Source organism: Chlorobium sp. (assembly GCF_036528655.1).
Taxonomy (GTDB): Bacteria; Bacteroidota; Chlorobiia; order Chlorobiales; family Chlorobiaceae; genus Chlorobium.
Genome location: NZ_JAIGND010000006.1, coordinates 261064 through 275259 on the forward strand (window position 1 = coordinate 261064; position 14196 = coordinate 275259).

Consider the following 14196-nt stretch of genomic DNA (forward strand, 5'->3'; position numbering starts at 1 on the left):
GATGCCGGAGGATGTTACCTTTGACAATGCGGGAATGCATCCCTGAACAGTTACCATAGATTCCGTTATCAGCGTGAAAATCAACCTCGACAGGACATCATCGGGATTCTGCATAGGCGTGCAGGGCACCATCCATGTTGCCGAAGAAAAACTCTCGGCAAAAGAAAAACTCTTCTCGCTCGGCGATGTGGTCCACAACGAAGTGGAGGTCAGAAGGCTTGAAAACCTCGGACTCCGCACCATCGACGAAGCGGCATTCGAGGCGCTGCGGAATTCCAGCGTCCTGATACGGGCTCACGGAGAGCCTCCCGAAACCTATGCCAGGGCGAAAAGAAACAACCTCGAAATAACCGATACCACCTGCCCCGTCGTCTCGAAACTGCAGAGGACGGCCCGGCTGCTGCACCAGTTGGGATACCAGATCGTCATCTACGGAAAACGCACACACCCTGAAGTCGTCGGAATCAACGGCCATTGCGGAAATCAAGCCGTCATCATCAAACATGCCGACCTCTCCGACCCCGAAGAGCTCCGGGATCTCGATACCCGAAAAAAAACCGCGCTGATCTCCCAGACAACCATGGACGTACCCGGGTTCCATGAGCTGAAAACCAGTCTCGAAACCCTCTTTGCCGCCGCTGCCGAACAGAGCGTCCGTCCCTGGAGACCCGTTCGCGATATAGACATCACAGCCGCCATGACCGGTCAGCAGGAGATGGAGCGCAACGTATTCAAGGACACCATCTGTCGGCAGGTATCGAGCAGAAACCGGAAACTGCACGATTTCGCGCTCGCCAACAGCTGCATCGTATTCGTCGCAGGAAAAAAAAGCTCGAACGGCCAGGTACTCTACGGCATATGCCGCGCAGCCAATCCGCGGAGTTATTTCATCGAAGATATCCAGGACATCGAAGACTCCTGGTTCGAAGAACGCCCTGGTGTAACAGTCGAAAGCGTCGGCATCTGCGGCGCCACCTCCACGCCCATGTGGCTCCTCGAAAAGGTAGCCGGATTCCTCGACAAACGATTCAACCACTGAAAACCCTGTGCGGGGCTTTCCCGAAACGCGCTTCACCAACCATGAACAATCTGACGCTTACCATAAACGGCACCACCCTCACGGCACCTGTCGGGATGTCGATTCTTCAGGCAGCACATTCGGCGGGCATTTCCATTCCTACCCTCTGTTTCGATAAAACCCTCGAATCGACCGGCTCCTGCTGGATGTGCATCGTCGAACTCAAGGGAAAAAACCTTTTCGTACCCGCCTGCAGCACAGCCGTTTCACCCGGAATGGTCGTAGAAACCGAAAACAGCGAACTGCAGGCCATGCGTCGCCAGAACCTCGAACGCATCATAGACGAACACTGCGGCGACTGCCTGGGCCCCTGCGAAATCTCCTGCCCGGCCGGATGCAACATTCCGGGATTCATAACGGCAATAGCCGAAGGAAACGACCATGAAGCGATCCGCATCATAAAGGAGAGCATTCCGCTGCCGGGCATTCTCGGCAGGGTCTGTCCCGCCCCCTGCGAAGACGAATGCCGGCGGCACGGTCTGGACGAGCCGGTCTCGATCTGCGCGCTAAAACGCTACGCAGCCGATCGCGACATGCAGAACGAGCCTCGCTGCATGCCGGAACCAGCCGAAAAAACCGGCAGGCAGGTCGCCGTAGTGGGCGCCGGCCCCGCCGGTCTTACGGCCGCCTATTACCTGCTGGCTCTCGGTCATGACGTCACGATATTCGACGCCCATCCGGAACCCGGTGGCATGATGCGCTACGGCATACCCCGCTTCAGGCTGCCCGAAGCGGTCATAGAAAGCGATATCGGACCGCTCCGCAGCATGGGAGCCCGCTTCCGGATGAACACCCGCTTCGGCAGAGAAATTTCTCTCGATACCCTCAAAGCGGAATACGATGCCGCACTCCTCGCTCTTGGCGCACAGAAAGCCTCGCCGATGGGCATACCGGGCGAAGAGCTGCCCGCAGTGAAAAGCGGCATAACCTTTCTTCGCGATGCGGCATGCGGCATCGCGGCAAAACCCGGAAAAAAGGTGCTGGTTGTCGGAGGCGGCAATACCGCTATCGACACCGCACGAACAGCCCTCCGGCTGGGAGCGGACGAAGTGTCCATCCTTTATCGGAGAACTCGCCAGGAGATGCCTGCCAACCGCGCTGAAACAGAGGACGCGCTGCGGGAAGGCATCGAGCTTCTGACGCTTGTCGCTCCGTCAGCAATATCGGCCGACGGTCAGGGCATCTCGGTAACCGTGCAGACCATGCGACAGGGAGAGCCCGACGGCAGCGGAAGAAGACGACCGGTACCGGTTCCCGGCGCGATATACACGATACTTGCCGACACGCTCATAACCGCTACAGGGCAGCATGTGGACTGTCCGGCGGAAACGGCCGGGGAACTGGGCCTGAATACAGACCACACTGTTGCTGTCGATCCCGATACCCTTGAAACCGGCGTCGCCGGTATTTTTGCAGGGGGAGACTGCGTTACCGGCGCCGATCTTGCCATCCGCGCCGTCGAACAGGGAAAAAAAGCCGCGCAAAACATCGACCGTTACCTGCGAAAAATACCGGCGACGCAACCGGCACCGGCATTCAACTCATCCTGCGGCCCGAAAGAGAAAACTCCTGCCGCATTATACGCCGGCAGGGTGCCGATGCCCAGAATAGGGGTGCCTGAAATTCCCCCGGAAATGAGAGTTCCCGGATTCCTGGAAATAGTTTCCGGATACAATCCTTCCGATGCCCGCGCCGAAGCATCGCGCTGTCTCCGGTGCCGCTGCATAGCCGTGGAGAACTGCCGCCTGCGGGAACTGGCCGCACGCTACCTCCCCGACCATACGTGCCGGCATGAGGATCACCCGGAGTTCGGCATTGCAGCCACGGCAAACATCCGGCTTGAACGGGAAAAATGCGTTGACTGCGGAATCTGCGTAAGAACGCTTGAAGAGCTGGAAAACAGAGAAACTCCCGATTACCGCAAACTGGCGGCATCATGCCCGACAGGGGCCATGAGCGAACCGCTGCAGCAGAGATGATCGCTGCAGGAAAATCTCACTGCAACAGTTTCAGAAGCTCGAACAGTGGCCGGATGGCGGCCATAAGACGCTCGAACGATTGCCGGAGCACATCGAGCACATGGCCGAACGTTTCAGCAAAATCGCCGCCGCCGCTTGCCTGAAGCCAGCCGGCATACAGCACGACTGCCGCAGCAGCAACGACCAGCAGTTTCAGCGCCGTCCTGAAAAACGAGAGAAGAAGCATCACTGCCGCTATGGCAACAAGAGCAGTCACCAGCGGATTGCCTGAAAAAAAACCTGTAACCTGTTCCATAATTATCTTATAAGTATTCCAGAACAACCGAGGAGACCGCTTTCGATGGTACCCTGCCGGCAAGCGTTCCCCTGGCTTCAAGCAGTTCGGCACGCATCGCATCGAGCTTCGGGCGATCATCGAGCAGCTGCATGGCCAACTCTGCCATCCGCCCGGCGGACGCCTCATGCTGAATCAGTTCAGGCACAGCCTGTCCTTCAGCCCCGAGCCCCCTCGCAACGATATTTGCGAGCGAAATGTTCCGGAGTCTGACAAGGCGCTTGCCGATCTGATAATTCAGCCATCCGGTTCTATAGACGACAATCATCGGAAGTCCGAAACAGAGCGCTTCGAGGGTCGCGGTTCCCGAAGTCACGAAAGCCAGCGAACTGCAGCGCATCACCTCATGGCTGCCACACTCTACAACCCTCAGGGAACTCTTCTCCGGCGCATGATCCTGCCAGCGATAATCCAGATGCGGCGCCCGACCGAGCAGAAAAACGACCTTGCGGCTTTCCGCAAGCATGGCGGCAGCGCCGAGCATTTCAGGCAGCAGCATCGATATCTCCTGCCTCCGGCTGCCGGGCAGCAGACCTATCAGGAGATCGTCATCCCCGATGCCGTGCTGCCGTCTGAATACTTCCGAAGGAGGAATAACCGCCTCGCCAAGTTCTTCTATAACCGGATTGCCGACAAATTCCGCTTTCATCCCGTGCCGTCCGTAAAAATCCACCTCGAAATCGAAAATAACCAGCAGCCGGTCGACGGTTTCCCTTATCTTCCTGACCCGCCCCTCTTTCCAAGCCCAGACCTGCGGCGCGATATAGTAGATCACCGGAACGCCGAGATCGCGAAGGAAGCGGGCCATTATAAGGTTCATGCCCGGATAATCGACCAGCAGGGCTGCATCGGGTTTTTCCTTAAGGATAAGAGCCCGCATCTCCCTGATGACCCTCCTGAGAAAACCGGCATGGCGCAGCACGTCGACAAAGCCCATGATACTCATACTCCGCGTATCGTATGCCAGCTCCGCTCCGAGCGCGCGGAGCTTCTGGCCGCCTATACCGAACACCCGCAAGTCCGGTTTCCGTTTCAGCAGTTCCGCCACCACTCCCGCCGCATGCATATCGCCGGAAACCTCTCCGGCCAGAATAAAAAGCTTCCTCGACATCGGGAGCTGCAGATAATTGGATGAACGAAAACGAAAGAGTATTTTACAACTCATTCAAACATAAGGTCCCGGGCACTATTCAAACCCCATTATATCAAAAACAGAAAAGAATGCAAGTTAAATTCGGTACCGACGGATGGCGCGCGATTATCGCGAAAGACTACACGTTCGACAACCTGAAACTGGCCGCGCTGGCTACCGCGCGATACATCCTCACCCGACCCGAAAAGTCCGAAGGGGTCTGCATCGGGTACGACACCCGCTTCATGTCGAAAGAGTTCGCCGAATTCACCGCCGATGTGATCTCCTCGCAGGGAATCAGGGTATTTCTTGCAGACAGCTTCGTCTCCACGCCGGCTGTTTCGCTCTTCACGAAAGCCATGCAGCTTGCCGGAGGCATCGTCATCACAGCATCCCACAACCCGCCGATCTACAACGGGTTCAAGGTCAAAGCCGCATACGGAGGGCCGGCGCATCCCGAAGCGATAGCAGAAATCGAAACGTACATCGCAGAGATCGATCCCGCCGCGGAAATAGTCCCGCAGCGAAATCTCATCGAAACCGCCGACCTCAGGACCTTCTATCTGAACCATCTCAAGGCAAGCATCGACCTGCAGCTCATCCGCGATTCGCATATAAAAATAGCGCACAACGCCATGTACGGAGCCGGACAGGATATCATCACCAGCCTGTTCGACGAATCCATGGTCAACTGCTACCACTGTTCTGTAAATCCAGGTTTCGGCGGCATCAACCCTGAACCGATGCCGCAGTATATAGGCGAATTCGTGGAATTCTTCCGGGAGGTCGAAACGGACGTCGCCATCATCAACGACGGCGATGCAGACCGGGTCGGGATGCTCGACGAAAACGGCGAATTCGTGGACTCCCATAAACTCTTCGCCATTCTCCTCAAATACCTCGTCGAAGAGCGGAACCAGCGAGGAGAGGTGGCAAAAACCTTCGCGCTCACCGACCTCATCGACAGGATATGCCGCAAACACTCCCTTGTCATGCACGAACTGCCCGTCGGATTCAAGTACGTCAGCCAGCTCATGGCCTCCCGCGACATCCTGATAGGAGGCGAAGAGTCGGGCGGCATCGGCATTACGGCATTCCTGCCGGAACGCGATGGCGTATACATCGGGCTGCTGACCCTTGAAATCATGACCCGCAAGGGAAAAAGCCTTTCGAAACTCGTTCAGGAGCTCTACGACGAATACGGCTTCTTCTGTTACAGGCGCAACGACCTGCATGTAAGCGAAGAGAAAAAACAGGCAATCATCGCCCGTGCGGCTGCCGGAGATCTCGCCGATATCGCAGGATACAAAGTGCTCGGGTTCAACGATCTCGACGGATGCAAATATCACTTCGAAGGCGGGTGGCTGCTCATACGGGCATCCGGCACCGAGCCGGTTCTGCGGCTCTATTGCGAAGCGGACGCTCCCGAAAAGCTCGATCAGGTTCTGGCCTTTGCCGCTTCGCTTGCCTGACCGGTTTATTTCAAAAAAAGCGAGCAGGAATAACGCGCGTTTTAACGTCTGACTCCTTGAGTGTGCGCTTATTTCAAGGACACCGTGCCCGGGGACCTCTTCGAAGGTCCCCGGCACGGAGCCTCAACGCTTAACCGGATCTGCAGGTTAGTATACGTTCATGGAGGAATCGGCACAGGCGGCCGCACTGGCCGCTGCAAAAATCGGAAGCTTGGAAAACAATCCCGCAACATCGGGCGACAGGCTCTTCAAAGCCCTTGTAAGCGAACATCAGGACATGGTGCTCAATACCTGCTACCGTTTCGTAATGAACAGGGAAGACGCCGAAGATCTCGCCCAGGAGGTATTTGTCGAAGTCTATCGTTCTCTCGATAAGTTCCGGGAGGAATCGAAGCTTTCGACATGGATCTACCGGATAGCCGTAACCAAATCCCTTGACCACCTCAGGCGAATGAAAAGAAAAAAACGGTTCTCGTCGCTCAAACGCATCATCGGCATCGACGACCCGGCAGAAGATCTTCCCTCGTCTTCAAGCGATAACCCCGAACAGACTCTTGCGGAAAAAGAAAACCTCGCAGTGCTGCAGCATGCGCTCAACGCCCTGCCCGAAAACCAGAAAACGGCATTTCTCCTGAGCAAGCAGGACGGCTACAGCAACAGCGAAATCGCCGAGATCCTGCAAACCTCCGTATCGGCTGTAGAATCTCTGGTGCACCGTGCCAAGAAAAACCTGCATGACAGACTTCATGACTACTATCAGAACAGGTAACTGAAAGAACGCCCGACAACCCCGCGCAAGGTTTTCCCAAGGCTGTCGTCATAATAACTGAAACGGATAAACACGATGAAACGATACGACAAACAGATAGAAGAACAGATCGGAGAAACCATGCGGATTCTCGACAGCCTGCCTTCGCTGAAAGCATCGCCCCTCTTCAGGGTTCGCGTTATGGAGAGAATCGACGCCCTGCAGCGCAAAGAGTTCGAATCCGGAGGCATAAGAGGAGGCTTCAATGTCCGTCTGGCGCTCGGAGCGATGCTCGTTGCCGTAAATATCGGATCCGCAGCGCTGTTTTTCACCTCTTCCGGTCATATCGGGGGAATATCGGACGCTTCCGGTACGATAGAACAGCTTCGCGACGATTACGCCGGACCGGAACTGGCATACTATGTGGAAACGGTCGATCAATCCGGTGCCTTATCCGGCAGCAAAGACAATCCGAAAGAAAGCGGGCAACCGCGACGTTAGAGTTTTTTTCCGGGACAACGTAAACGATGACGACATAACAAAACGATACCACGATGAAAAAACAGATGATGACGATGATGGCCGCACTGCTCATAGGAAGCGCCGGCACGGCTTCAGCCGCAGACTACAGCCGTTATTCCAACGATGAACTTTCGCGGATGAGGGGTACAATGCAGAATGCGGATGCACAGGAACGCGCATCTTACCGCACGGAGTGGTGTAAAAGAATTGCTTCGATGAACCCCGAAGAACGCCGGCTGCAGGCAAAAAAGAACTTCCGGCAGTATAACCGTTGCGGGCCCGCGGCAATGAAAGATGCTCTGGGCCTCAGCGACGCCCAGCAGAACAGGCTGCAGAAACTGCGCGACAAGCAGTTCGCAGCGGCGGCAAAAGAACGCAGCAAGCTCATGTCGCTCAGGGAAGAAATGCTGAACGAATCGATGAAAAAGCATCCCGACAACCGTAAAATCGACATGCTGACCCAAAAAATCGGCACGACTCATGCCGGTCTTGCACGCATGCGCAGCGGCCATCTCCAGGATATGGCATCTATCCTCACGACGGACCAGATGGAAAAAATGAAAACCTTCATGCAGAACAAGCCGGGGAAAAAACACGGAAGAATGATGCTCTGAACACTCCGATCGGATTGCAGGGTCGCGGATTTCCGACTTTCAGCTTCCGCGACCCGCACCAGGGACCCGTTCTTCACAACAATCAGCGGCCCGATGCCGCAAGCAATCGAAAGCAGCCATGGACTTTCTGACATCAAAACGATTCATAACCATAACGCTCGCAATACTTGTCGTGCTCAATGTCACATTGCTCGGCATACTCTGGTGGCAGAATATCCGTAAACCCGAACCGCCTCCATACCGGATAACCCGCCAGTACAGCAAGCATATCTATTTCACCCGGCCGCTCTCCCTTTCCGAAGAACAGGCGCTTGCATTCCGGGAGCTCCGCAGAAAGCACTTCAACAAAGTAACGCCAGAGCTGCGATCCATTTCGGTACTGAAAAAAGAGCTGATTGCGGAATCTGTCAGGGAAAATCCGGACAGCGCAAAAATCGCTGCCCTTGCCGGAGCGATCGGAGTCCGCCAGACCGCGATCGAAAAAGAGCAGTCGGCGCATTTCCATGAACTTGCCATGGTCTGCACCCCCGCACAGCGCGATTCGCTGCGCACCGTTCTCGAGCAGATTGCAGTCAGAAAAATTCGCTTCCGAAACAATCGGACACATGAAGAACCAGGTGCCTCAAGAGAACTCGCTCCCGCCGGCATCAGGGAAGACCGATAAAAAACCGGCGCTTGTCGAGTAAGCCTATCTGCGATCTCGCAGCATCCTTCCGATCCTGCCGATAGCAGCAATGCTCTCTTCCCTGAAAAGCGCCGCCGCCAGAAATGCATAGAAGAACAGCAAAAGCAGCCGCCAGAGAACGCCCGTCAAGGAACCATCGCCGAATCCGGCGGCAACATGATTCCCCAGCGGAACAGCGGCAATACCACCAACAAGCAGAACCAGCAACCTGCCCCAATGGTAGCTGTTGGGAAACACCCTGAGCGAATAACCGGCCATGACGAGACACATGGCGGCCGTACCGGCCACGATCGCGTAAGCAGCCCCATCCATCCCGCTGACGGGAATCAGCAGCCAGCATCCCAGCCCGGTTACCGCTGCGCCCGTAAACGTAACGACCGGAAGATACCGGGTATTGCCGGTTACAAGTATCCCTGAAGAAAGATTGGTGGATACCATGTCGAAAACATAACTCAGGAAGATCCAGGGAAGCACCGATAGCCCTATCCAGTATTTCGGCGGCAGGATATGGAAACTTCCCCCGTAATGGTACCGGACGAGATCGGGCACGAAAAAAGTCGCCGCCAGTGCAGCAAACATGGTGACGACGGTTGAAATGCTCAAAACATAGCGGAACAGCCGTTTCACGTCAGGATCGCTGGAATGCTGAAGGAAAAAGGGCTGCCAGGCGAACCTGAAAACCTGGATAAGAAGCTGCAGAATAATGCCGAATGCCGCCACCCGTCCGTAAATACCCACAATGTCCGAAGCGACATACCCGTTACCATAGATCCTCTCGATATCGGAGGGCGAAATCCTTATCAGCAGGTTGCGGTCGATCAGGTGGATCAGAAGCCCTGCTATGCCGGCAGGCACGTAAGGCAGGCCGATGCGCAGCATTTCGCGCAGATAGGCAAAAGAAAAAAACGGCTTCAGACCGCGCAGAAGCGGCAGTACAACGACAAAGCTCACCAGAGAACCGAGGATATTTGCATAAAACGCCCCGGGAAGGCCTGCCTCGAAAGGAACGAGCAGAATGACCGCGCTGACGACGACCGCGACCACGCCGATAATGCGGGCTGCAGCGAACCGCAGCGCCTTGCGTTTCAGGCGAAGCTCGGCAAACGGAATCACCAGCAGCGTATCGATCCAGAGTATGAGCGCCGCATAGGTAACGAACTCCCCTTCCGTCGGCCCGAGTCCGATAAGCCGGGCGATCGGCTCCGAAAAAAACGCCATAACCGCCGCAAAAATCGTCGATGTAACAAGCAGGCTGAAAAACGCTGTCGAAAAATATCCTTTCGCGTCGCCCGAGCGATGCAGCATATCGGACGCCGACTTCAGGTAGGAGGTTTCGAGCCCGTAAGAAAAAAGCACATTGGCAAGCGCGATATTGGCATACACCAGCGTCTGAACACCGTTATCGAAGGTGGAAAGCGTATTGGCGTAAAGCGGAACGAGAAGATAGTTAAGGCTCCGGGCGATGATGGTGCTCGCACCATAAATGACCGTATCCTGGGCAAGCAGTTTTAACTTCGCAAGCATGAATCTCCGCTGCGGATAACTTACCGGGGATCCTTTCCGGCCTTATCGGAAGCGCCGTTTACCAGCCCGGAAGATTTTCTCCTCCGGATCTCCTCCTCATCGACCTGAAAACGGCCATCCTTCTGCACCACCGGAATCCTTGCGATAACCTCACGGAGATGGCGCTGAGCCTCCGCCTGCTGATCCTTGAGCTTCTGCAGCTCCTCCCCCGTCAGTCCGACCGGGTTATCCTTGTCGATAAGGGTATCCCTGAACGACTCGATTTCCATATTCTGCTCTTTTTTCATATATCCGACAAAACGTGAGAGCAGAAAAAGCAGCACGAAAAAAAAAGCGAGAGAAAAAACAAAAAGCACGACCCAGCTCATAACCAAAGGTTTAAACGTGGACAAAGATACTCAGACGTATAGTAATTTACTTGATAGTATCGTTTATTAAAAGACCATTCACCCCTTAAAAAAGCACGCGCGCAAAAGAACGAGCAGCATGAACACAATACCTGCACCAACGGACCTCGTAAGCCGAGGCAGAACCATTCTCGAACAGGAAGCCGCGGCACTCATGCAGATAGCCGGCCGTCTCGATGGAGCATTCAGTCAGGCGGTACGGGCCATGCAGGCATGTCAGGGCAAAATCATCCTTTCCGGCATGGGAAAATCGGGCATCATCGCTCAGAAAACAGCCGCATCCCTGGCATCGACCGGCACAACCGCACTCTTTCTGCATCCGGCAGACGCAGCCCACGGCGATCTCGGCATCGTCTCTGCGGGAGACGTCGTCATCTGCCTCTCGAAAAGCGGCACCACCGAAGAGCTGAACTTCATCATACCCGCACTGAAGCGGATCGAAGTCACCATCATAGCCATGACCGGAAACCCCCGCTCCTATCTCGGTCAGAACGCCGACATCCTGCTCGACACCGGCATCGATCAGGAAGCCTGCCCCTTCGACCTTGCTCCGACGACCTCGACGACGGCCATGCTGGCCATGGGCGACGCCCTTGCCATCACGCTCATGCAGGAAAAACGGTTCACTCACCGCGACTTCGCCCTCACCCACCCCAAAGGTGCGCTCGGCAGGCGGCTTACCATGAAAGCATCGGATATCATGGTTACGGGCGAGGCCATGCCTGTCGTTACGGAGGACGCGCCCATCAGCAGGGTCATTCTTGAAATGACTTCGAAGCGTTACGGCGTTACGGCTGTCGTCGATGAAGACGGCCGGCTCAGCGGCATCTTCACCGACGGAGACCTGCGGAGGATCGTCCAGAAAGGTTCAGAATTTCTCCACCTTCCGGCACGCGCCGTCATGACAGCAAAGCCGAAAAGCATATCGCCGGAAACCATGGCTACAGAGTGTCTCGAGCTGCTTGAAACCTACCGGATAACCCAGCTCCTGGTCTGCGATTCCGGCAACAGGCCGATCGGAATCATCCATATTCACGATCTGGTAGCCATGGGCCTGTAAGTCCGGCAAAAGCGGTTCATGAAATGACGAAAGGGCGCTCCGCGGCGCCCTTTCTGTCATTGTCTGAACCGAAGCGTCCGATACGGGCGCATAGCTGTTATCGCCCCAGCGCCTTCAGCATGGCTTCTCCGATATCTCCGGGGTTGTCCACAACATGGATACCCGCCGCCTCCATGGCCCGGATCTTGTCCTCGGCAGTCCCTTTGCCGCCCGATACGATAGCGCCGGCATGGCCCATCCGGCGGCCAGGAGGCGCAGTCCTGCCGGCAATGAAACCTACCACCGGTTTCCTGAAATACTTCCTGATGTACTCTGCCGCTTCCTCCTCCGCGCTACCGCCTATCTCGCCGATCATCACAAGCCCTTCGGTGTCGTCATCCTTTGCGAACAGTTTGACGGCATCTATGAAACGGGTACCGATAATGGGATCTCCGCCGATACCGATGCAGGTGGACTGACCGAGACCGACAGCCGTCAGCTGGTGCACGGCTTCATAGGTAAGAGTTCCGCTGCGCGATACCACGCCGATGGTGCCCTTCTTGTGGATGAAACCCGGCATAATGCCGATTTTGGCCTCGCCGGGCGTAATCACGCCGGGACAGTTGGGACCTACGAGCACCGCGCCTTTCTCCCTGACGAACGCATACGCCTTCATCATATCGTTCACCGGAACGCCCTCGGTAATGCAGATGATCACCTTCAGACCGGCATCGGCCGCCTCCATGATCGCATCGCCCGCAAAAGGAGCCGGCACGAAAATAACCGACGTGTTCGCTTCGGTTTTTTCAACAGCCTCCTTCACGGTATTGAACACCGGCACCGGACGGCAGAAACGGTCCTTATCGTTGCCGTGATAAAGCACGCCGCCCTTGCCAGGCGTCACGCCGGCAACGACATTGGTGCCGTACTCGAGAATCTGCGAAGTGTGGAAGGTGCCCTCGCCTCCGGTAATGCCCTGCACGAGCAGGCGCGTATCCTTATCGACTAAAACGCTCATAGAAGTGGTGGTATTTATATGTTAAGGTGGAAACTGTACGGGAACGCTACCGGCGCTGCATGTGACGGGCAATACCCATGAGCTTTCCCTCTTCGAAGAAATCGCAGATCAGATGCATGCCCACAGGCAGATTCCGGCTGTCGAGCCCGACAGGCACGCTTACGGCGGGCATCCCGACGATGCTGGCCGGCACAGTGAACACATCGGCAAGATACATCTCGAGCGGATCGGAGGTTTTCTCTCCGATGCCGAAAGGCGGAAACGGCGATGTGGGACCGGCAATCACATCGACCTTCTGCAAAGCTTCGCGGTACCGATCCTGGAAAACGCGCCTCACCTGCTGAGCCTTTTTGTAGTAGGTATCGTAGTACCCGGCCGAAAGCACGTAAGTGCCGAGCATGATGCGGCGCTTGACCTCCCTGCCGAAACCCTCTGTTCTCGAGTTCACGTACATGGCCTGCACATCCGGACAATCGTCCGAACGATAGCCGTAACGGGCGCCGTCGAAACGGGCAAGGTTAGAGGACGCCTCCGCCGTTACGAGAATATAATATGCGGCGATCGCATAATCGCTTTCGGGAAGCGTAATATCGACCAGTTCCGCTCCGCGATCCCTGAGCTCGCGCAGCTTGCCCATAACGATGCCGCCTACTTCACGGTTGAGGCTCTCATGGAAATACTCTTTCGGAACCCCTATTTTCAGCCCTTCGACCACCACGCCATCCATAGCCGCAGCATAATCCGGAACGGCATGAGCAGAAGAGGTCGCGTCATGGCCGTCCTTTCCGGCCATTACGCCGAGCACAAGCGCAGCGTCGTCGCAGGTACGGGCAAGCACACCGATCTGATCGAACGAAGAGGCGAAAGCCACAAGCCCGTAACGGGAAATCCTGCCATAGGTAGGCTTCAACCCGACGATATCGCAGAACCCTGCCGGCTGGCGTACCGATCCGCCCGTATCGGAACCGAGAGCAACAAGAGCAAGGTCTGCGGCGACGGCCGCCGCGGAGCCGCCGGAACTGCCTCCCGGAACCCTTGTTTTATCGAACGGATTGGGCACGGCCCCGAAGGCCGAATTCTCGTTCGAGCTGCCCATGGCGAACTCGTCCATATTGGTCTTGCCCAGAAAAATCGCGTCTTCGGCATCGAGCCTCCGAACCGCGGTGGCATCGTAGACGCTTTCGTAGGATTCGAGAATCTTCGACGCGCAGGTCAGCCGGGCCCCTTTCATGGAAATGTTATCCTTTATGGCCATCGGCATGCCGAACAGCCTTCCTGGCTCGCCGCCTTCGGCGAGCTTATGGTCGAGTTCCCGGGCCCTTGCGAGGGCTCCTTCATGAAAAACCGTTATATAGATATTGTCCCCGCCATGCCGGCCTATCCGTTCGAGATAACCGGACACAACCTCTTCGCAGGTGACGCGACGGGAGATCAGCGCCTCGCGCAGATCCTTATAGCTACTGAATTGCACGTCTGTACTGTATTGTTTTTGAGAAAGACAGGAAAACCGGACGGCAGGTCCGGGTCATGAATCGCCGGCAGGCGGAAGCCTCAATCCATGTAAGGTTTGTATAATAAGAAATAACTGCATATTATTCAATTTGAAGTGTTTTCTAATTCTTGCGGCTGAACGCATCTGTACGT

The 14196-nt window shown here is 56.0% G+C and carries 14 protein-coding genes; 8 read left to right on the forward strand and 6 right to left on the reverse strand.

All coding sequences use genetic code 11. The features are described from left to right. The first annotated feature begins 73 nt into the window (after window positions 1-73). Together K4305_RS03275 and K4305_RS03280 are read left to right on the forward strand one after the other, a co-directional pair. Window positions 74-1039 (forward strand): 4-hydroxy-3-methylbut-2-enyl diphosphate reductase, encoded by a 966-nt coding sequence (locus K4305_RS03275; protein ID WP_331560907.1) that lies wholly within the window; start codon window positions 74-76, stop codon window positions 1037-1039. A gap of 41 nt (window positions 1040-1080) precedes the next feature. Beyond that, entirely contained in the window at window positions 1081-3057 is a 1977-nt protein-coding gene (locus K4305_RS03280; RefSeq protein ID WP_331560908.1) for an FAD-dependent oxidoreductase, read from the forward strand. A 16-nt stretch (window positions 3058-3073) separates the two neighbouring features. On the opposite strand, the gene K4305_RS03285 is transcribed toward K4305_RS03280, so the two are convergent. Together K4305_RS03285 and lpxB are read right to left on the reverse strand one after the other, a co-directional pair. Next, window positions 3074-3352: a hypothetical protein gene (locus K4305_RS03285; RefSeq protein WP_331560909.1), complete on the reverse strand. Its 279-nt coding sequence runs from the start codon at window positions 3350-3352 to the stop codon at window positions 3074-3076. A gap of 7 nt (window positions 3353-3359) precedes the next feature. Next, window positions 3360-4502: a lipid-A-disaccharide synthase gene (gene lpxB / locus K4305_RS03290; RefSeq protein ID WP_331560910.1), complete on the reverse strand. Its 1143-nt coding sequence runs from the start codon at window positions 4500-4502 to the stop codon at window positions 3360-3362. 110 nt (window positions 4503-4612) lie between these two features. On the opposite strand from lpxB, the gene K4305_RS03295 reads away from it, so the two are divergent. The 5 genes from K4305_RS03295 to K4305_RS03315 all read left to right on the forward strand — a co-directional run bounded on the left by K4305_RS03295 (window position 4613) and on the right by K4305_RS03315 (window position 8543). Beyond that, on the forward strand, window positions 4613-5995 hold the full coding sequence (locus K4305_RS03295) for a phosphoglucomutase/phosphomannomutase family protein (RefSeq protein WP_331560911.1): 1383 nt from the start codon (window positions 4613-4615) through the stop codon (window positions 5993-5995). A gap of 160 nt (window positions 5996-6155) precedes the next feature. Then, the gene (locus K4305_RS03300; protein WP_331560912.1) at window positions 6156-6764 is read left to right on the forward strand and encodes an RNA polymerase sigma factor; all 609 of its coding nucleotides are present in this window, start codon (window positions 6156-6158) and stop codon (window positions 6762-6764) included. Between the two features lie 75 nt (window positions 6765-6839). Beyond that, window positions 6840-7244 (forward strand): hypothetical protein, encoded by a 405-nt coding sequence (locus K4305_RS03305; RefSeq protein ID WP_331560913.1) that lies wholly within the window; start codon window positions 6840-6842, stop codon window positions 7242-7244. A 53-nt stretch (window positions 7245-7297) separates the two neighbouring features. After that, window positions 7298-7879 carry a Spy/CpxP family protein refolding chaperone gene (locus K4305_RS03310; protein ID WP_331560914.1) on the forward strand — a complete coding sequence of 194 codons (582 nt, stop codon included), beginning with the start codon at window positions 7298-7300 and terminating at the stop codon, window positions 7877-7879. Between the two features lie 118 nt (window positions 7880-7997). Next, the gene (locus K4305_RS03315) at window positions 7998-8543 is read left to right on the forward strand and encodes a periplasmic heavy metal sensor (protein WP_331560915.1); all 546 of its coding nucleotides are present in this window, start codon (window positions 7998-8000) and stop codon (window positions 8541-8543) included. Between the two features lie 24 nt (window positions 8544-8567). On the opposite strand, the gene K4305_RS03320 is transcribed toward K4305_RS03315, so the two are convergent. Continuing rightward, on the reverse strand, window positions 8568-10088 hold the full coding sequence (locus tag K4305_RS03320) for a lipopolysaccharide biosynthesis protein (protein WP_331560916.1): 1521 nt from the start codon (window positions 10086-10088) through the stop codon (window positions 8568-8570). Between the two features lie 20 nt (window positions 10089-10108). Beyond that, on the reverse strand, window positions 10109-10456 hold the full coding sequence (locus tag K4305_RS03325) for a hypothetical protein (RefSeq protein WP_331560917.1): 348 nt from the start codon (window positions 10454-10456) through the stop codon (window positions 10109-10111). Window positions 10457-10574: 118 nt separating this feature from the next. On the opposite strand from K4305_RS03325, the gene K4305_RS03330 reads away from it, so the two are divergent. After that, window positions 10575-11555 (forward strand): KpsF/GutQ family sugar-phosphate isomerase, encoded by a 981-nt coding sequence (locus K4305_RS03330; protein ID WP_331560918.1) that lies wholly within the window; start codon window positions 10575-10577, stop codon window positions 11553-11555. Between the two features lie 97 nt (window positions 11556-11652). Here K4305_RS03330 and sucD read toward each other — a convergent pair whose 3' ends face one another. Beyond that, window positions 11653-12552: a succinate--CoA ligase subunit alpha gene (gene sucD, locus K4305_RS03335; RefSeq protein WP_331560919.1), complete on the reverse strand. Its 900-nt coding sequence runs from the start codon at window positions 12550-12552 to the stop codon at window positions 11653-11655. Window positions 12553-12598: 46 nt separating this feature from the next. Continuing rightward, window positions 12599-14023 (reverse strand): Asp-tRNA(Asn)/Glu-tRNA(Gln) amidotransferase subunit GatA, encoded by a 1425-nt coding sequence (gene gatA, locus K4305_RS03340; RefSeq protein WP_331560920.1) that lies wholly within the window; start codon window positions 14021-14023, stop codon window positions 12599-12601. Window positions 14024-14196 lie beyond the last annotated feature (173 nt).